This is a genomic window from Brasilonema sennae CENA114 (assembly GCF_006968745.1).
GTDB classification, from domain to species: Bacteria; Cyanobacteriota; Cyanobacteriia; order Cyanobacteriales; family Nostocaceae; genus Brasilonema; species Brasilonema sennae.
In genome coordinates this window covers 5903941-5923758 of sequence record NZ_CP030118.1, presented here as the reverse complement: position 1 = coordinate 5923758, position 19818 = coordinate 5903941, and the positions used below count along the sequence as shown (strand labels likewise).

The window sequence follows — 19818 nt, the reverse complement described above, 5'->3', positions numbered from 1 at the left end:
TAATTGAAAAACCAAACGCCACCGAGATAACGGCTATGCCAACAGACCATCTCAAAATCGCGTTACCAACTACCGACGAACTACCTTGTTCAGACGATATACCTGTGGATAACGAAGACCAGAACTTTGTGCCCAACTTTTTACTATTCTTGTTGAACACAATTTGGGCTGCGCGGATGGATTGGTTCTTTGGGGTAGATATGGCAGTGTATCACACCACAGGAGTGAATCCGAGAGTACCCATAGTACCGGATGGCTTTTTAAGTTTGGGAGTAGAACGGAAAAAAGGTGGAAAATCTCGTAAGAGCTATGCTGTTTGGGAAGAAAACGAAGTCGTTCCCATCATGACATTAGAAATGGTTTCCCATAGCCCAGGAGGAGAATACGACGAGAAACTAGATATTTACGCCAAACTCGGTGTGCTGTACTATGTCATTTACAATCCTGAGTATTGGCGACGCGACCAACATCAACCATTTGAAGTTTATAAGTTGGTAGATCAAAACTATCAATTGCAAATCCGCGAACCCTATTGGATGGCAGAAGTCGGCTTAGGTATTGGAAGATACCAAGCTGTAGTTGGAGGGATTCAACAGGAGCTACTGTCTTGGTATGACGAACAAGGAAACCGCTACTTAACAGCAGAAGAAATCGCACAGACAGAACGTCAACGGGCAGAACAGGAACAACAACGAGCAGAACAATTGGCGCAGTATTTGCGATCGCTTGGTATTGACCCTGATAATCTACCAAGTGAATGAAAGTATCTGTAGGGTGGGTAATGCTCACCAAAACCCAGATCTAACTTAGATTTAGTAGACATTGCCCAACGCCAAATACCTCTATCATTCTTGCACTTGTACTCTTCTTACCCGTCCTAAGTCAACTTGTTGGACAGTGCCATCATTCATTTCTATGCGAAGTGTTCCTTTCTTTGGTACTGTCAGCACAGAAGCACTGCTTCCAGCAGGAGATGATTGAGCGCCTGATAAATTAACAGCACCACGAACTTGTACTTTGTAAGAACCTATTTCCTGTCTACTAACACTAACTATTTGCGGTTTGATTCGCATTATTACAGGTATTTGGCGTCTGAATTGCAGACGTTTAACTTTTCGCTCACTCTGTGGCGAACCAATAACACAACTACCACTAGGGCTTAGGCTTGCAATTTCTTGAGCATTAGTGTCAAATAAGTCAACATAGGCTTCTACCACTCCTCCTTCTTGGCAAAAAGCATCTACAGTAACTACAACTTCTCCCGCTCCTGCCATGAAAGTGTAGAAGTGTTCGTTTAAACTATCCTTATTTATAGGACCTGTGACTTCATTTGAGGTTAGTGGCGTTGGCTTATCTCGATCTGTCGATTGAGCTTTAACTAAATTGACAGAAGTACTAAGAACTATTAATAAACAGGATGCTGTAGTTACAAGATATTTTTGAAACTGATTTTTTTGATACTTTGGATGTGTTATTTTCACTACTTTTCGCCTCAACAAGAGTTTTAGTTTTGGTCTATTTAGCAACTTGCATCAATCACTCATCGCAGGTTCTACACTTTTATGCATTGAGTAACAAAACTTCACAGCCAATTGCCAACTAAAACATCAAGTTTATTGTTTGAGAGTGCAGCATGGAACAATTTTCTCAGGAGCGATCGCTCTCAAGTCAAGATTTTGTAACAAATTAGTCCAGCCAGTATCAGCTTGCAAATTGGTATGGCGCATCTCCAACTGCAGCGCCAAAGCATCAACCCAAAACCCTTCTTTGATATATAACTCTGCACGTTCCTGTTGTGATTTTTTCTCTAATTGACGTACAAGAGTAGGACTTGGTTCTATTCGTCGTATCCATCCGTCAACACCAGCATTATTAGTTCCGTTTTTTGTGTCACAAATAATTGTAAAAAACCAGTGATACAACTTGTTTTTCTCCAATTGTTTTGGCAAGCGCAAGCTGACAATCCCCGGAATTTCTGACAGTGTTATCTGAACTGGCTTAATGACGCCATAGCCGTTTTCGTCCTGTAACGACAATCTCGCAGCGAGGGATGAATTAGATGCATAGGGTACATAAAACAAGATTGTCGGAGATTCAGCAGTACTCAAGGCTTCGCCAGTAGCAGGTACTAAAGCGATTAAATTTTTGTTTGCAGATGTTTTTGTTGCTGAACACCTACCGCGATCGCCTCCATCTATACGATTTGGTGGTCTGCCGCTTCTGGGCGGATCGGAGTTTCTTTGAGTTTGAGCTTGGATTGGTAAAAAGCCAGTTGCAAAAGTTATCAGTATCCAAGTTAAACAAATAAATGTGCGTTGAAACATAGTATAAAGTCGCAAATTTTAATAGTTTTTCTGATTTTTTGACACAATTAGGACTGATACACACGCTATTAAAAACAGTGATCGCTTCCCAATGGTAGGCTGCGGACTTATTTACGTTGCTCGTGCATAAGTCCTGACAATATAAGCCACCGAGCCACCTGTCATTACCAAAGCTAGTGCGGATGGAATCAAAGGAACCCAAACAGCTTGGGTAAAAAAGCCAAAGCAAATGCAACCATTAGCCAAAAGTGCTACTCCAATTGAGATTCCCTGATTTCGTGGTGAACAGAATGTAAGAGTTAGAATACCTCCAACCATCGACCAGCCCCAAACCCATACTGTGTTGCTTAATGATGACCAAGGCGACAACAAAGGTCTACGATCCAAGACAACATTGAGAATTTGACTGACCATTTGAGTGTGAACAATCACTCCTGGCATTTTCCCTAAAGGTGTCAGGTGCTTGTCTTTAGTACTTGCACCGACATAACCAATTAGGACAATGCGATCCTTAATCAATTTGAGCAAATCAGAATCTTGCTCGTTCAGAACTTGTGTCAGCGAGACTTGGGAAAATCGATCAGGCGAACGGTAATCGATTAGTAATTGATAACCTAGCATATCAGTGTGGGGTAGTTGGTATCCCCCAGAATAAGGTTTCAATACATCAAAGACAATAGAATTAATGGATAGGTTTTTACCTGGGTTAAACTCATAGCGCGTAGTGGCGGGAAGGTAATGGCGTATGAGCTGAAAGCTGAAAGCGTAGGGTGTTGTGCAAGGTGATTCCGCTGATCGATCCATAACCAAAGTATAGCGACGTATAGTGTCATTTGGTGGATCGTGTATAAAACCATCACTGAAGCCCAAACGTTCTGGGGGAACTTGAGGAGGAGGGTCAATTGCAGGCGCACCGTTGGACTCACCAACTTGACATATTGCAAGAGTGCGATCGCTCTTTCGTAAACGTTCAATTAACTTATCCCAACCTTCTTTCTGAGGAGTATCTCGATAAATATCCAGACCGATGACTTTTGGTTGATATTTCTCTAGTTTCGTCAACAGCTGCTCTACCGTTCGGTCACTCAGTGGCTTGCCAAATTGTTTCACGTCGTCATCATTAACGGTAACAACAAGAATGCGCTTGTCCTGTATTCCTGGATGTGGTTGCAGTCGCATAACTGTGTCATAAGCCTTTAACTCCGAATTTTGCAGTATCCCCTGCAATCGCGCTCCTATAACTAAGCTGGTGACAACTAAACTTGCTGCCAAAATTGTTTGAGCACGACGCCACAAGGACACTCTTGGGCGAGAAAGTTGTGTCAGGGGAACTGGTGTTTTAGATGCGCGTAACTCTTCCCATGTGAAAGGTACAGCTGACCGATGTTGGCAAATCACTGGTAACCAACTAGCACAGGGAAATTCATCTTCTAAACCTTGCAGTCGTTGTCGCGCTTCTTGTACCGCCTCGTACACAGGCTTCCCACTGGCAAATGCTTGCAGAAAATACTTCAAAAATGTTTGTGCTACCTTGTCTGGTACTGGCTCCCGCATGACTATCATTTGTGGGATGTGCAGATGTAGTAACTCCCAGGCTAATCCCAAACCATCACAAGAGTTGAAAATTGCGAACTGCAACCCACCTCTCACTGCTGTTTGTAAGGCATATCTGAGTTCGTCAAGGGAAAAGCTATCACTTTGGTTGAGATAAATCCGCCCCCTTTCACCCTCAGTCTGACTATGCCCTGCGAAAAATAATATATCCCAGTGTTGCTCCCAAAGCTGATCGTTTAACTCTTGACGTTGTGGTTCCACCAAAAAGGTGGTTTGTGCACCAGGTAAATTCTCTAGTTGTTGTTTGTCTTCCTCAACTTTAATGCCTTCGCTATTGCCCAGAATCCCTAGAATTCTCACTTTATTTTCATGGATAGACTTCTGCTCCTGTGGTGCGTACTCCAGAGTAGCGAGTCCAATTTCCGCAAATTTATAGCGCTCTAACAAATCCCAATGATGCCAAGGTAACTGCCATACCTGCTGGTGTTCGGTACAAATTAGCACCCGTACAGGTTCGGATGTGCTGACTCTTTCTAGCCACTTCTCGCGAATGGAGAAAAAGGACTCTGTTTTGAGCCAACTATTGAGGCGATCGCTTAACTCTTTGGCTTGAGTGCGACACTCATCCCTAAGCTTTCTTAAAGAACCATCAATTCTGACTCGTTTAGTTTTTAGCTCACGAGTCACCTTTCCCAAGCTGCGATAAGTTGCTTGCCAACCACTATACTGTTTGACAAGTTCGGGTGCGCTTGGCAACTTCCCAGTAATTTCTGTTTCAGGACGTTCACCTTCCGCGCCAATTTCTAGCGTGACTCGAAAGCCCTGTTGGAAATCACCATCTAATTTGAGGACAATTAATTTAGTCATTGGTCATTAGTCGTTTTTTACAAAAGACAAAGCACAACTAAATGACAAAATTTTCTGTGACGCTGACATCACCAAGAGCAACTTTAACACTAAAACTGTCTCCTGGCTCCCCACTAAACTCTAATTGAATACTTTGATTGTCACTTCCTGCATGGGTATTGATGACTGCTTCTCCATTTTCATCAAGCACTATGAGTTGCAAATTCGAGGGTAGATATGTATAACCTTGTGGGGGTTGCACTTCCACGCTGATGTCTATTTCCACCTCAGATGCTTGGCTAATTGCTACAATCATAGCGACTGCTTGATTCGGCGTTCCCAATGAAATCAGCTTGCACCGCTTAACTTCCACAGCTTTTCTAAAGCTGAAGGAGAGCTGAGTTGCTTTTGGATCTAAAATGGCATCTAAGGCTTGCCAACTAACTTCAAAAATATTCTCAAACCATTTGCTTAGGTTGATTGCGGGTCTAATTTGATTCAAGTGTCTGGGCAATTCTTCGAGCGATCGCAACTGGCTCAAAGGTAACTCAAAGGATGTCACCTTTTCCACAAATCCCAGCAATGTTGCTTCTCGCAATGATTCAGAAAGCTGCACTGCAACGTAGCCAATCCGTTCTGACCAGACTTCTGCGGGAATACAGACAACTTCTGTATTAGGTAACACTGGTCTACACTCCAATTTACCACGATTTTTCACCACTAAATCGGCAACATCCATCAGCATCTGCATTCCAGGGTTGCAACTGTCGCTTGTCTCCCAGTCCGTTTCAAATCCTCGGCACTGTAGATAAAAATTCACTGCATACACTGCCAGAGTATTCAGATAAACTTGTTTGGCTTTTTGAGGATTGACTTGGTAACGTCGAAACTGTTCTGCTCGTGAATGAGCTGATAAAGCAAGCGGAACAGCGAAAGTCCAGGACTCAATTTTAGGGTTCATGGTTGATTGAGGAACGTTCATACTAATTGTCTCTAATGGATTGAACTTTCAAGAAATACAGGGAACGCTTAACAGGGAACGCTTAACTCTGAAGAAACACTCTTGAGGAAGGGAGGGAGAAAGGGAGGGAGGGAGAAAGGGAGGGAGAGAGGGAGAGAGGGAGGGAGAGAGGGAGAGAAAAGTTAATACTCAATAACTCTTTTCCCACACTCCCACACTCCCACACTCCTTTTTTCCTTTCTTCCCATCAGCCTCTCCTTCTTACCTGTTCTATATATATTGTTTGAAGTTTGGACGAAAGTTTTTGCAGCAACGTTGAAAGAAACTACTCAAAGTTGGCAGTGGAATTCCCAATTTTCTGGAAATATCTTGCCAATTATCTCCGGATAATCTTGCCAATGCTATTGTAGAAAAGTTTGCATCTGGTCTATTTTTTATATGTGCCTTTTTAAAAATATTTTCATAGTCTTTTTCTAAGTACTCGCGAAGATTTTCATACAGAAAATGCGTTGTTTCTTCTGGCTGAGCAAAGGCTTCTAAATCAAGAAAGGAAGGCAATGTAATGATATTTTTTGGGTCAAATGGCTGAGAGGTTTTTAATAGAATTTTATCTAATCTAAAATTCACCCAATTCATAAATTTTTTCTCACCTCTTTCTGGATCATAATAGTCAATTTTTTGACAGACATAGGTCAAAGTTTTATTAACTGCTTCGTCATAAAGTAGTTCATAAAACTGAGGAGAAAATCTTTCTCTATGAGGATGGCAAAGCCTACCATAAAGCCGAATTGCCTCAACTAGTTCTCCTAGAGCATACTGACGCAACTCAGTATGAGGTGGGTGACGTTGAGCGAAGAGTGCTAAATGTTTCAGTTGAACATCATCCAGGATTTCTCTAAAAGCTTGATTCCGTAGGTTATTAGTCCATATCCTCACATTTGTCTGTTTCAGATTGTACTGGTTGATTTGTTCATCAATGTTACACAACAGCTGCTGTCGGACTTGTTCGTAAATTTTTTGATAAACGCCAAATAGAGGTTGATTTCCTAGTGGACGGCAAATTTTGCGCGATCGCAGGATTTCATCAACCAACTGTGTCAAGACTAACTGTCGCCCCTCAGTGTGAGGAGCGTGCTGTTGCACCTCTGTTACTAGTTGTTCGAGTCGTTTATCCATAGTCTTGAAAGTAGCACTCTCGTTGCAACTCTTTAACTAGAGGTTGCTGCGGTTTAGAGGTTAGAAAACGTTGCTTCAACAACCCCATGCTCAGATAATCTGACTTTTCACGTCATATAGTTAAACGACAAAGGTTAAAGAGAAAAGGGCAGCCTTTACCCCTTGATCCTAAAGCCGCTTTTAAGATGAACCGTGAAAAGTAAGTTAGAGAATGGGTTCGTTAAACCTTCACTGTCTTTGCTGCGTGCGTCTTGTGTCTTACACACTTTCCTTGTCCCCAGTCCTTTATCGGGTTTGGTGAACCAAGGTACGTTGTAAGCTCGAATCATAATCCTGTGATTGTAACTCCACGTATAGCGCCAGTAATTATGTGTTTTTTTACAAAAATTAATATTTGAACTGATAAAGTTGCTTATTTTGCTTGTACAAGTCCCACATCTTTTGCCCACTAACTACATCCCCTACACCCTTACACCCCTAGTTCTTGACACTGGAACTAACTTTTGAGTAATTTACTTGTAATGGTGCAAAATATCACCTAAAAAGAAAGGTGAAGACAAAAACTGTCTTCACCTTTACTCCTCAAGTTAGAAAGTATAAACAGAAATTTTCTGGAAGCGCACTTCGGAAAGTGGCTTGTCTTGATAAGTCGTCACTAACGTAATCCGGAATTGATTAGACCATTTACCTTGTTGCTGTAGCGCCTCCACAACGTTAGTTGCTTCCAAGACAACTGTCGGTTTTGGATGCTTCTCAGCAGCGTCATGGTTGCCATGTTCGTGAGCCATGTGTTGGTGTTCAGAGTGTTCTTCAGCATGTGAGTGATTATGAGGTTCCATTGCGAACAACCCTATGGTTCCAACATAATTCTCTTGTAATGGTGCTGAGTTATCATCCGGCAGATTGAGGTATACCTCATAATTCACGCCAGGGGGCTTGTCATATTCAATACCTTCAAAGACAAGCATAACTCTCTGCTTTTCCACTGGTAAGGCAGTGAATGCTGCTCTTTGTGGGATGGGAGAAATTGAAAACTCAGCTGCATTTGCTGTTAACTGAATAACTTTTCCTTCAGGTGTAGATCCAAGGAATTGAGGCTGACTTGGGCGTGGTGCAATAAATGACACGGTAGGTGGTGGAGGAGGTGGAGTCATCGGCTTATCGTCGTAAACATAATCCAACTGTGAAGCTGTATCTAAGATATCTTTACCTGACATTTCCTGTCTTTGACCATTTTCATTAAAGAAGATAAACCTACTATTCATCCATGTTGAATTATTGACTGGATTAGAACGACCCTGACCTTGGTTCAACCACTGCTCCCATAATCGATCAATGTTGGAGTGATGTAGCCAGAAAATTGGATCACGAGCGGCTAACAAAGGATCGCTCATCCAACCTCCTCCTCCTATATCCCCATGAATGACATTGTGAGGCTGGTTTTCCATTTGTCCTGTAACATTAGGATTAGCAAACTGTATTGGTCCAGACACTACGCCTCCACCAAAGGAAGGAGCCAAAGAACCTATATCGGAGAAGAAATTTACAAAGCTTAATGCACGTCTATAGTCAACCGAGTTTGCTGGTAGTGCTTGCCCTTGATTGATTTGGTTTCTCCGCTGACTCACATACAACGTATTTGAACTATTTGCAGGAATGCGAAACGGCTCTGGTAAAACACTCTGATTTCGCTCAGAATAATTCCAGTAGGGAAGTGAAAACTTAGCATCTCCTGAAGCAGATCGCACAATTCGCTCGAAAAAGTAAATATACATCCGATGCCAAGACAAGAAGAAGAAGCTTCGGTGCTGACATTGATTCCAAAATTGATTAAAGGTAGGATTCCTCAGTGAAGTGCCGTGAATGTTTGCCTGGAATATCCATCCAGTTGTATCGTTTGGATTGACATTGGAACGGGCTTTCATCACCTCCACACCCCTACGATATGCGGCAATTTCTGAGCCACCACTCTCTAATATCCTGTAAATATTGCGACGAATCTGCATAAGTTACTTGCTAAGTCCTATTTACCAATTGCAAAATCTCTAGTTTTGCGCTATTAAATTAACACTCAAAATGAGTTTATCGTTTTACTGAAAAAGTCAACCTTTTGTAACAATTCTTGATTTTTTAAGAAACACAGGGAATAGGGAACACTTCAACAAGCTCCCAGCCACTTCGACTAGCAAGAGTGCTAGTCAGGGCGGCGCAGTGCATCGCTCTTAACAGGGTAGAAGGGAGATGGTGTTTCTTTATGATGTTGCTAGCGGTGAGTGAGGGAACGGGTAAGCGAGAAATTTCCCTCCCTCTGTTACTCTCTGTATTTCGCTCCTCTTTTTCCTTATCCTCATGTCTTCTTTTTTGCTTGAGATTATAAAACGTTTAAAGCATCAAACAAACTTATTGTTTATCACAAGGAAAGAGGAAAGAACCTGATGAAAGATTAAATTTTCCACGACGACAGTAAAAGAAGTTTGCCTAATAAGAAAAATTTGCTCACTATATTGTTAACATTCGTAAAATTGGAGTGTTAAGGACTATAAACATGATAATAACCTAGCTAAACTAGCAATAAGAGCATTTGTACTGTTACTTCTAAAAAAAAGGTGTGGTGCCTAATCCTCAATGATTCCAATCCAACTCACCCTCAAAAACTTCCTCAGTTACTGTGACACGACTTTAGATTTTCGTGGGTTACATACGGCTTGTATTTGTGGTTCCAATGGCGCTGGAAAATCTTCCCTACTCGAAGCTATTACCTGGGCAATTTGGGGTGAAAGCAGAGCTCCTTCAGAAGATGACGTTATCCATACAGGTGCAAAAGAAGTTAGAGTTGATTTCATCTTTGAAGCAAATCAGCAAACATATAAAGTCATTCGCACCCGAGTGCGGGGTGGCAGTGGTGCTCTGGAATTTCAAATACAAACACCTACTGGGTTTCGCGCACTGACTGGCAAAGGCATAAGGGCAACGCAAGATTTAATTTTAGAACATATTAAGTTAGATTACGACACTTTCATTAATTCAGCATACCTGCGTCAAGGTCGTGCTGATGAATTTATGCTTAAGCGACCAACTGAGCGTAAGGAAATATTAGCAGAATTATTAAAACTCAATCAGTATGATGAATTAGAAGAACGGGCAAAAGAACTCTCACGTCAGTTTAAAGCAAGAGCGGAAGAGTTAGAGCGCCTTTTGGATTCGTTAAAATCTCAACTGCAACAGCGTGAAGCAACTGCCCAAAAACAAGCCGAGTTAGAAGGGCAAATCAATCAACTGCAACAAGTACAAGCCTTTGAAAATATTCAATTACAAAGTTTGCAAGTTGTCCAGCACCAGCGACAAAATTGGGAGCAACAACTCAGTTTTGTCAGGCAGCAGTATCAAAATCTGACTCAAGATTGCGATCGCCTTCAACAAGAACACTCAGCAATTGACAATCAGCTATCTTCTTTAGAAGAACTCCTAACTCAAGAAGCTGAAATTAAAGCCGGGTACAATCAATACCAAATTCTGCAATCTCAAGAAGAAGCAATGGGCGCTAAATTTGAAGAGCACACTCGCGCCCAACAAGCACGACAACAAAAGCAACAACAACTCACTCAACAAATTAACGAAATTGAACGACAACTACAACACGCTGAAGCACAACTAGCGGCTTTACAGCAACAACACCAAGAACTCCAGCAAACTCTGAGCAAGTCAGATGAAGTCGAAGCTGCTTTAGCACAACTTGCGGCTGCACGCAACCGTCTTGCTCAAATGGATCAGTTGCAACTACAAGTAGCTCCTCTTTTGCAACAACGAGTCACATTACAAAGTCAACTGAATCGTGCTCATGCTGGTTTAATGGCTCGATTTGAACAACTCCAAGCAACAGAGAACCAACTCCAACGTCAGCACAGACGCCAACCGCAACTGCAACAAGCAGTGATCGAAGTGGCAATGCAGATTTCGGAACTGGAAAAGAAGCGAGTTTATCTGCAACGAGTGCAGGAAAAAGGACAGGAAAGACGTCACCTGATCGAACGTTTGCAAGCGCATCAACGGGACTTTGAAAAACTACTGGGAGAATTACAGCAAAAGCTGCAAATGCTTCAGAACCCTAATGCTATCTGTCCTTTGTGCGAACGTTCTCTAGACGAACATCACTGGAATCGTGTAGTAGACAAAACGAAAGTAGAGTACAAAGATGCAGAGGACGAGTTGTGGATAGTTCGAGAACGAATGGCTGTTTCCGACAGAGAAATTCAGGTTCTCAGACAGGAATATAAAGAAATATCGCAACAATTGTCTCCTTACGATAGCTTACGTGAACAAAGAGGGCAATTGGCAGCACAGTTGGAAGTGACAAGTGATGTTGAGCAACAGCTACAACAAATTGTCGCCGAAAAGCAGCACTTGGAGCGATCGCTCCAAATAAATGACTACGCCCACGACACACACGCCGAACTTCAGCAACTCGAACAATATTTACAACAACTCAACTATAATGAACAAGACCACGCCCTTGCTCGTAACGAAGTCGAGCGGTGGCGATGGGCAGAGATTAGATTAAGCCAAATAAAAGACGCAACTAAGCGTCAAACACAATTAGCAGCACGAAAACCAGAAATTGAAGCACAAATTGCCCAATTACAAACCAGAATTCAGCAAGAAACAACTGAATCTGAATGTGCCAGACAAATCGCCGCCCTTGAGCGCCACATGACTGAAATTGGCTACGTGTCAGAACAACATAACAATCTTCGTATAGCTGTACGCAAAACTCAAGCTTGGGAATTACGCTATCAACAGCTTGTCGGTATACAGCAGCAGTATCCCCAACTCAAAGCAAGATTGCAAGAGTTAGAAGTTTCTTTACAGGCAAGATTGACAGAACGACAAAGATATAATTTACAAATCGAAAGCATCGTCCAACAGCTAGAAGAATCAGCAAACCCATCTGCTCAAATTCAAACATTAGAGCAGCAGATAACATCACGCAGACGACAACTTGATGAACAAATTGCCCAGTTAGGACGCTTGCAGCAGCAGTCTCACCAACTGGAAACTTTGCAAATTCAGTACGATCAACAGCAGCAGCAACTCCAAGAAGCAAAGCGACAACACCGTATATATCAGGAACTATCACAAGCTTTTGGTAAAAATGGTATCCAAGCATTGATGATTGAGAACGTCTTACCTCAATTAGAAGCTGAGACAAATCAACTACTTTCGCGATTGAGTGCGAATCAGTTACACGTTCAATTTGTCACACAAAGAGCCGGAAAGAGTGCTAAGGCAAGCAAGAAAAATGCCAAGCTGATAGATACGTTGGACATTTTGATTGCAGACGCCAGAGGGACGCGGGCTTATGAAACTTACTCTGGTGGGGAAGCGTTTAGAATTAACTTTGCAATTCGTTTAGCTTTGGCGAAATTATTAGCGCAGCGGGCGGGGGCGGCGTTGCAATTGTTGATTGTGGATGAAGGATTTGGAACACAAGATGCAGAAGGATGCGATCGCTTGATTGCAGCGATTAATGCGATCGCCTCTGATTTTGCCTGCATCTTAACCGTAACTCATATGCCCCATCTCAAAGAAGCTTTTCAAGCCCGGATTGAAGTGAATAAAACACAGAGTGGTTCGCAAGTACGATTAATGATTTAATCAACAATTACTATACATCTGATACCAATTCTCCATGAATATGCACTTAATGTTTTTTAAACGAACCGCCAAGACGCCAAGAACGCCAAGAATGAAAGAGTAAGTATTAAGTGCAAGTTTACAGAGAATTGGTATTATTGAGTACCGTTTTCTATCTCAACGAAAAAGCTTTTGGGTAGGATAGCATTAAATTAAGTGCAAATTTAGTGCATAATCAACTCAATGATAAACATTAGCCGAGATATACATTCACTTTCCAGCTTTAAACGCAATACGCTGGAATTCCTAGAACAGATGAAGCAGACGGGAAAACCTGTAGTGCTGACAGTTAATGGTAAAGCCGAACTTGTCGTCCAAGATGCTGAATCTTACCAGAAGCTGCTTGATGCTTTGGAAAAATTGGAAGCTATTGCTGGAATCAAGAAGGGATTGGAAGATGTCGAAGCAGGTAGAACCACTACCTTGAGCGAATTTGAACAAGAAATGCGACAAAAGTATGGCATTTCTAGTTAGAACGACTCGAACGGCAAATGCAGAAATTGAGGCTGCTTATTTTTGGTTGAGAGAGCAAAATCCTGTTTATGCCGATAAGTGGTTTCGGGAATTGATGGATACTATTGCAACTTTACAAGAAAAGCCACGACGCTGCGCTTTAGCTCCAGAAAATGATGCACTTACCGAGGAAATCCGTCAACTGATTTACGGTAAGTCAAGAAACAAGTACCGAATTTTGTTTACAATTCGGGAAGATGTTGTGTTTGTACTTCATGTGCGTCACAGTTCGCAAGCTTTGCTGACGAGTGAAGAAATTGACGAGGAAGAAGAATAAGAAGGGAATGAGAACTGCGATCGCCTGAAGGGCACTGCCCTCCGCGCAATCGCATTCACCAAGTTGTTCTTTGTGAAGTGCGATAGATAATCACTGATATTTTAAAAAGTGTTTAATGATCCAAGGTGTAAAACAGCAAAAAAATCATTCAACCGCGTCATAAGAATCAATTAAAAATTTTAGTCTATCAATACGACTATCATTAAAATTGTTAAGCTTCTCTCGGAAAGATATCCAATAGGGCTGCAAAGAGCCACTAAGCTCTATAGACTTATTGAGCAAAGAACAAAAAATATTCGGACAGCTTTTTGAGTAATAGATCTGATTATTATCACAAAAACCTTTAAAAATATATTCCCATTGTACTACACTCAAAGAATCAGCTACTTCAACTAAAAGACTAGCATGAAATGCTGCATTCTTGTAAGAGCTAGAGTCTATAAATTTATCTACTACAGTGGCAACATTTTCTTTGAGAATGGGTTGAAGTAAGTTTTTGAAAAAATCATCACTATTGTATTTTCATTTCATTATAAGTAAATCTTCAAAATCTACCTCTTTAATACGTTGAACCAAAATATTTTCAACCATTTTATGTAAATCATCTAATTCGCCTGCTTTCGCCTTTTCATCTTGATTCCAAGGAATTTTATGGATATATCCATCTCTCACGGCAAGTAGCTCATCTAAACTCGCTTCTGTGACTTTTTCTTGCAACATTGCTTCAATCCATTCATTCAATAAATTATGTTCATATCTTGATTTTAATGATAATAATATTGTCAGAGAAGCTACTTGTAATTTTTCTACTAAATAAGGTTCAATTTTATCATTTAATAATTTTTTTTCTTCTTGTATCATTAAAAGCAATTCATCAAAAGTAGCTTCTGGTATCCTCTCCTCTAATAAAGGACTTATTATCTCATCGAGTAAGGTATCTTTACAGAATTCTTTTAAAGAAAGTAAATGTCTCAAGGAAATTTGGAGTTTTTTAACTACATCTTCTCTCAAAAAATCTATTCGTATAGATTTCAATAAAATAATTATACTTTTATGAGATAATCGTTTTTCATGATTCAAATGTATTTCAAATCTATCAAGTTTATCAAGAAACATTTTTGTCTTCAACTGACATGCTTCACTAAGACTATCCCAGACCTTAACATTTTCAAGGTAGACAATAACTTTATCCCAATTGCTATCAACGACTCTGTTGAGAATAATATCAGACAATTTATCATTCAATATTTCTCTTGTTTGTTCCGGATACATACTTGATATTGCATGAATGGCGGAAAATTGACGTTCTTTTTCGTCTTCGGGAAGATTTTCTGTTAACAAACTGACTGTTAATCCAAGAACAACATCTTTAATAAGAGTCAACCGAGCGCGAGCTAACGGACTTTTTTGAAAATACTTTATTGCCAGTTCTGAGTCTGTTGGGAAATACTCAGACTTAATATCTTGGAAAATTCTTTCACGGGCTGCACGACCTTGAACTGGTGGTCTTTCTAAAAGGTGTGTAATAGCACTTCTTAAGTGATAGCGTGCTAATTCTGCTGTCGCCTCAAATGGTTCCTCCAAAGATGTCATTGAGGGATGAGCGCATCGGCTTCTATCTTCAAATAATCTTTCAATATCTGACATCTCAACAGTCGAGATTAATTCAAAAGGCTTGAGCGCTTTTTTGGGAATATCTGACTCAAACTGCCAAAGCTCTTTGACCTTTTTTTCAGAACTCAGTTTTTCAAATTGTTCCAATAACTTTGATGCTTCTTTATCTCCTAAAAGCTCTAATTCTCTCAGTTTATGAAGAAAATCAAATACTACTGCATTCCATATTGCCACAATACAAGAACGGTATGCCCCTGCTCTATAACAAGCTACTGCTTCTTTGATAAACTTCCTTGCTTGCTTATCTCTACAACGCACTATTAATTCATCTAAATCAATGAAAGCTTCGTACATAACCTGAGAACGACTGATTTTTTACCATTTGTTCAGTATGGTAACTTAGATGTACGCTCACCTGCGGAAGTTCCTAGCGATCGCCACGGCTTTAACAATGTCTTGCTATCTCCGGGACGCGGGCTTATGAGACTTACTCTAGTGGGGAAGCATATTGGGCATGGGTTAGAATATTCAGATATAGTCTTTTTAGGTTCGTAGTAATGCTATGACGCTACAAAAGTTGGAACCAGAACTACTTGCCTTAACACCAAACGAAAAAGCACAGGCGATTCAGATATTAGCCCAAAGTTTAGGAAATGCTTGGCGTGGAATCGAGAAAACCCCAGGTGTATGTGGTGGAGATGCTTGTATTAGTGGAACCCGCATTCCTGTTTGGGTGTTAGTTAATGCTCGTAATTTAGGTATTAGCGAAGCTCAACTTTTGAAAGACTATCCAACTTTATCTGCGACAGACTTAGCCAACGCTTGGGTTTATGCCACAGTATATCCAGAGGAAATAACAACAGCCATTCGGGAGAATGAAGAATAATGGCTCGTTTGTATGCAGATGAACAGTTTCCCTATGAGGTTGTGGAGCATTTACGCGATTTGGGGCATGATGTTGTTACCGTCCAAGAAGCACGAAAGGCTAATTTAAAAATACCTGATGATGAAGTTCTCGCATTTGCAAGTAGTAACGAGCGTGTTGTTTTAACCCTAAACCGCAGAGACTTCAAACGTTTGCATCGCTATGTACCCAGTCATGCTGGTATTATTATTTGTACGGATGATGTAGATAGAAGTGGATTAGCAAAGCGAATTAATGCAGCTATTTTGGCAGGGGAACCTTTGGCTGGTAAGTTGGTTAGTGTGGTGCGTCCTGCGAGATGAACAAGATTGTGTGTAGACGATGCACTAAGATGCGATCGCCCAAAGCAAGAGACGCCAAGAGCGTATCGCAGATTTTACCTGTATCTTAACCGTAACTCATATGCCTCACCTCAAAGAAGCCTTTCAAGCCCGCATTGAAGTGAGTAAAACACAGAGTGGTTCACAAGTGCGATTGTTGATTTAACAGTTACCAGTTATCAGTTATCAGTCATCAGTTTCACTGTTGACTGTTCACTGATTTAAGGACTAGAAATACTCGAAACAGTAAATGGTAACTCAGCTGTCAATCCTGATCCACGTTTATCAAATTGAGAGTTGACAACTAGCAGCTGCTTCCTAACTTGGGCAATAGTAGTCGGGTAAGCCAACGACGGATCAGTCGTGCTAGAGACAACAGTCCCTCGGGAAAAATCCTCTTCTAGTTCAACTTTGACTATCAGCTTTTGCTGATTACGCACAACGTACAAAATTTGCTTTTTACCGCGCGAGAGCAAGATACCATCGCCGTTGGTTAGTCGTTCACCACCTAAATCAATTTCGGTGACTTGCTTGCTATCAATGTCGATACGAAACAGCTTTCCTGTATTAGACTGCACAACTATCAGGTACTTACCGTCATTGCTTGCGGCGATACCGTTGAGGTTAAATCCTGACTGGTACTCTAGACTCGTACCAGTAAAATCGAGCCAAGCCTCAAACTGAATTTCATTTGCCTCATTAATCGAAACTTTGTATAAAGTTGGATCAGATGAGTCAGTGAAATAGGCTTCTCCATTTGGGGAAATAGCAACATCATTGATGAATGTAGAAGCCTTTTGGTTCTTAAATTGACCGAGTAGTTCGCCACTGTGAGTATTGTAGACAAATATCTGACCAGTATTGCCTCCTGCTACAAACAAACGACCTTTGTCGTCCACTTTTAAGCCGATGGCTGTTGTGCGCCCATCAGCACCACCGGGTAAGAACACCTCCGCTGACTCCTGTTGGAGATTTCCTCGAAAAATTGTGCCGTCTGTGGTGCTGCTGACAAAAAAGTCTTTGGTTTTGGGTTGATAAGCAATACCTTCTGGAAAAACCCTCTCTCCAGGAAGGATATAGCGGTTGAGACTGATAACCTTAGCTTGGGTGCTAGCAAAATCGAAAGTAATCAATGAGACTACTACGACTACGAACAGTAAAATAAACTTTAATCTTGACATCAGTTTTTTTACGTATACTTTAGTTAACAATCTCAAACCAGAGAAGAAAAATCAAGGGTTCGGTTAACGTAATTGTTGCTCAGAAAAACCCGGTTTCTTAAAGAAACCGGGTTTATGTTAAGCGTGCTTATCACCAACCGTATTGGATGCGATTATTGATTTAGCAAGATTGGGCAATGCGTCTAATAATAGACAAATGCTTTGAGGTTATGTTTCCGTTGCAATCTGCTGATGATGAGTATCGTAGTTGTGAAACGTTCTTGGCAGCTGTATCACCAGTATCACCATGCTGGTTATCATATACAAACAAAGAGCTAACCACAAAATATGGTTACTATGAAAATACCAAGCAACAAAAGCTAAGGGTATAAATCCAACCCCAAGGGCAGTTAAGGAAGAGTTACGTAGAGTCGAGCCTTCTGCTAAACCAATAAAATATCCTTCTAGCATGAAAGCGATCGCAGCAAATGCTAACACAGGTAGTAACCAGAGAGTGTACTTATCAATGTCATTGGTGAGTTCAGCATGATTAGTTAATAATCCAAATATTGTTTTTGGAAAGACGATAGATACTATTGCCCAGGGAAGTGCACACAACAAACTAGTCAGCGTTGCAACTATAATAAGTGGCAATAACCTTTTGGAATCACCTTTACCTTTAAATTTACCCGTCAGACTTTGGGTAGCATGTCCGACTCCCTGAATGACGAAAACGCTTAAAGTCACAACTTGTAATAGTAAACCGTTTTCAGCCAATATTGTTGTCCCCATTAACGAACTCAAATTGGTGAACACGGCTAAAGCTGTAATAAAAGTTAAATACCTGATAAGTATATTTCCATTCAAGGCAAAGGAGGCTTTTAAGGCTTGCCAATCCAAAACCTTTTGAAGAACAGCCGGGAAATCCTGCCATTTGATATTAAAGCACGCAAACGTCAGACCGACCAACAGCGTCAAATACTGGCTAATAGCTGTTGCTAATCCAGCCCCAGCAGTTTCCCAACCCCAATTGATAATCATTACGTAGTCCAGCACAACGTTTGCTGCGTTACCAATCAGGGACATCACCAATACGAAGCTATTCATCTCCCGCCCAAAAAACCAACCAATCAAAACATAGTTTAGCAAAACTGCAGGTGCTCCCCAGATTCGAGCATTGAAATAAGCAACACCTGCATCTTTTACCTCTGAATTTGCACTCAATAGGGTAAATCCCAGTTCTCTTATGGGGTACTGGAAAATCAGAATTAGTGCGGCTATTCCCAAAGCGATTAACCCATTTCGCAGTCCCACTAGCATCATTGCGTTGAAATCCTCTCGTCCAACGGCTTGCGCTGTCATACTATTGGTTGAAGAGCGTATGAATTTCAAAACGCGGTAGAGGTAGTCAAACAAGATCGTAGCCAGGATGACTCCTGCTAAGTGACGGATTTCAGTCAAGTGTCCCAAAAATGCCACATCGACTAACCCTGCTAGAGGTACCATGATACCTGAAAGAATATTGACAGTTGCTAATCGGCAAAAGCGATTTAAAAAATCAAACTTAGCATCATGTTCACTCGTGAGGTTAACAAAAGCCATAAATTTTCCGCTAAACTTGTTTGCATTCAAGAGAAGATTATCCCTATCTTTTTAGCACCATTATCTCCACTACTGAACCCCATACAACAATTTTGGGAACATCTTAAAGCTGAGTTACAGTGGCAAAACTGTTCAACCCTCAATCAGTTATACGATCAGTCTTTATCCTTTAAGCTGTGCTGCTCGTCACAGAAAATCATAGAACAGATAACTCCTGAGTTGATTATCTGGCTAACTGGCTGGGACTTTATCATCTCTGCTATATTAAGCTCATCTTTACATAAAAAAAGTTATCCATTGACAACATACTGAACAAGCTCTTTTAGAGGCGATCATCGCGACCTCAATTTTAACAAAAGTGAGCTACTAAAACGCTTTAATTAGCTTTGTTTATGGTTTGGTCATCGGTGGGGTTGACCGCAAGTCCTACATCCAAATGATGGAACAAGAAGCCCAAGAAGCTCAAAACGCTGGACGCATCAGAGTAATTGTACAAGATAACGGATCAATACACCGATGTAAAGACGCCCAAAAGTTATGGTCAAAGTGGGAACACATGGGTTTGTACATCTTTTTTTTGCCTACATACTGTTCGCAGATGAACCCAATTGAATTGGAGTCGCAGCACCTTAAAAAAGATGAACTATGTGGGCAAATATTCAATGATGAGTTAGACCTCGCTTATGCCGTGATTGATGGTATCAAAGCTAGGGGGGAAAAAGGTAACTACAGTACACAACGTATCAGGTTTAACTCTAATCGCTCTGGTTAAGTTTTCGTTACATAGTTATAAATTTCCCCGCCCACTTACTTAGTGTGACTACGCTTAGAGTTTATTGATGAACAAACTTCAAA

General features: G+C 41.0%; 16 protein-coding genes. 7 read left to right on the top strand and 9 right to left on the bottom strand.

Annotated features, from left to right (window positions below; translation table 11 throughout):
• The first annotated feature begins 35 nt into the window (after positions 1 to 35).
• Positions 36 to 761 (top strand): Uma2 family endonuclease, encoded by a 726-nt coding sequence (locus DP114_RS24800; protein WP_169264642.1) that lies wholly within the window; start codon positions 36 to 38, stop codon positions 759 to 761.
• An 84-nt stretch (positions 762 to 845) separates the two neighbouring features.
• Here DP114_RS24800 and DP114_RS24795 read toward each other — a convergent pair whose 3' ends face one another.
• From DP114_RS24795 to DP114_RS24770, 6 genes are all read right to left on the bottom strand, one after another.
• Complete coding sequence (locus DP114_RS24795; protein ID WP_169264634.1) at positions 846 to 1481, bottom strand: hypothetical protein; 636 nt, start codon at positions 1479 to 1481, stop codon at positions 846 to 848.
• Positions 1482 to 1613: 132 nt separating this feature from the next.
• The gene (locus tag DP114_RS24790; RefSeq protein WP_169264635.1) at positions 1614 to 2324 is read right to left on the bottom strand and encodes a DUF928 domain-containing protein; all 711 of its coding nucleotides are present in this window, start codon (positions 2322 to 2324) and stop codon (positions 1614 to 1616) included.
• Between the two features lie 111 nt (positions 2325 to 2435).
• A complete protein-coding gene (locus DP114_RS24785) occupies positions 2436 to 4745 on the bottom strand; it encodes a CHASE2 domain-containing protein (protein WP_169264636.1) in 2310 nt (769 codons plus the stop codon).
• 37 nt (positions 4746 to 4782) lie between these two features.
• Positions 4783 to 5706 carry a DUF1822 family protein gene (locus DP114_RS24780; protein WP_246162737.1) on the bottom strand — a complete coding sequence of 308 codons (924 nt, stop codon included), beginning with the start codon at positions 5704 to 5706 and terminating at the stop codon, positions 4783 to 4785.
• A 249-nt stretch (positions 5707 to 5955) separates the two neighbouring features.
• On the bottom strand, positions 5956 to 6861 hold the full coding sequence (locus tag DP114_RS24775) for a hypothetical protein (RefSeq protein ID WP_169264637.1): 906 nt from the start codon (positions 6859 to 6861) through the stop codon (positions 5956 to 5958).
• A 587-nt stretch (positions 6862 to 7448) separates the two neighbouring features.
• The gene (locus DP114_RS24770; RefSeq protein WP_171977387.1) at positions 7449 to 8867 is read right to left on the bottom strand and encodes a tyrosinase family protein; all 1419 of its coding nucleotides are present in this window, start codon (positions 8865 to 8867) and stop codon (positions 7449 to 7451) included.
• 619 nt (positions 8868 to 9486) lie between these two features.
• Here DP114_RS24770 and sbcC point away from each other — a divergent pair.
• The 3 genes from sbcC to DP114_RS24755 all read left to right on the top strand — a co-directional run bounded on the left by sbcC (position 9487) and on the right by DP114_RS24755 (position 13342).
• Positions 9487 to 12513: an exonuclease subunit SbcC gene (gene sbcC, locus DP114_RS24765; protein WP_171977386.1), complete on the top strand. Its 3027-nt coding sequence runs from the start codon at positions 9487 to 9489 to the stop codon at positions 12511 to 12513.
• Positions 12514 to 12735: 222 nt separating this feature from the next.
• On the top strand, positions 12736 to 13026 hold the full coding sequence (locus tag DP114_RS24760) for a type II toxin-antitoxin system Phd/YefM family antitoxin (protein ID WP_169266347.1): 291 nt from the start codon (positions 12736 to 12738) through the stop codon (positions 13024 to 13026).
• Positions 13010 to 13342, top strand: coding sequence for a type II toxin-antitoxin system RelE/ParE family toxin (locus DP114_RS24755; protein ID WP_171977385.1), 333 nt, complete (start codon positions 13010 to 13012; stop codon positions 13340 to 13342). Before DP114_RS24760 ends, DP114_RS24755 begins: the two co-directional genes overlap by 17 nt.
• Positions 13343 to 13864: 522 nt before the next feature.
• Here the strand turns inward: DP114_RS24755 and DP114_RS24750 are convergent.
• Complete coding sequence (locus tag DP114_RS24750; RefSeq protein ID WP_216669935.1) at positions 13865 to 15310, bottom strand: hypothetical protein; 1446 nt, start codon at positions 15308 to 15310, stop codon at positions 13865 to 13867.
• Between the two features lie 208 nt (positions 15311 to 15518).
• Between DP114_RS24750 and DP114_RS24745 the strand changes: the two genes are divergently transcribed.
• Together DP114_RS24745 and DP114_RS24740 are read left to right on the top strand one after the other, a co-directional pair.
• Entirely contained in the window at positions 15519 to 15842 is a 324-nt protein-coding gene (locus tag DP114_RS24745) for a DUF433 domain-containing protein (RefSeq protein ID WP_169266345.1), read from the top strand.
• The gene (locus tag DP114_RS24740) at positions 15842 to 16183 is read left to right on the top strand and encodes a DUF5615 family PIN-like protein (protein WP_169266344.1); all 342 of its coding nucleotides are present in this window, start codon (positions 15842 to 15844) and stop codon (positions 16181 to 16183) included. The genes DP114_RS24745 and DP114_RS24740 overlap by 1 nt, the downstream gene beginning before the upstream one ends.
• Positions 16184 to 16422: 239 nt before the next feature.
• Here DP114_RS24740 and DP114_RS24735 read toward each other — a convergent pair whose 3' ends face one another.
• Both DP114_RS24735 and gntT read right to left on the bottom strand, forming a co-directional pair.
• Positions 16423 to 17382: an SMP-30/gluconolactonase/LRE family protein gene (locus DP114_RS24735; RefSeq protein WP_171977384.1), complete on the bottom strand. Its 960-nt coding sequence runs from the start codon at positions 17380 to 17382 to the stop codon at positions 16423 to 16425.
• Positions 17383 to 17589: 207 nt separating this feature from the next.
• A complete protein-coding gene (gene gntT, locus DP114_RS24730) occupies positions 17590 to 18963 on the bottom strand; it encodes a guanitoxin biosynthesis MATE family efflux transporter GntT (RefSeq protein ID WP_171977383.1) in 1374 nt (457 codons plus the stop codon).
• A 397-nt stretch (positions 18964 to 19360) separates the two neighbouring features.
• Between gntT and DP114_RS24725 the strand changes: the two genes are divergently transcribed.
• A complete protein-coding gene (locus DP114_RS24725; RefSeq protein ID WP_172195129.1) occupies positions 19361 to 19735 on the top strand; it encodes a transposase in 375 nt (124 codons plus the stop codon).
• The last annotated feature ends 83 nt before the right edge of the window (positions 19736 to 19818 follow it).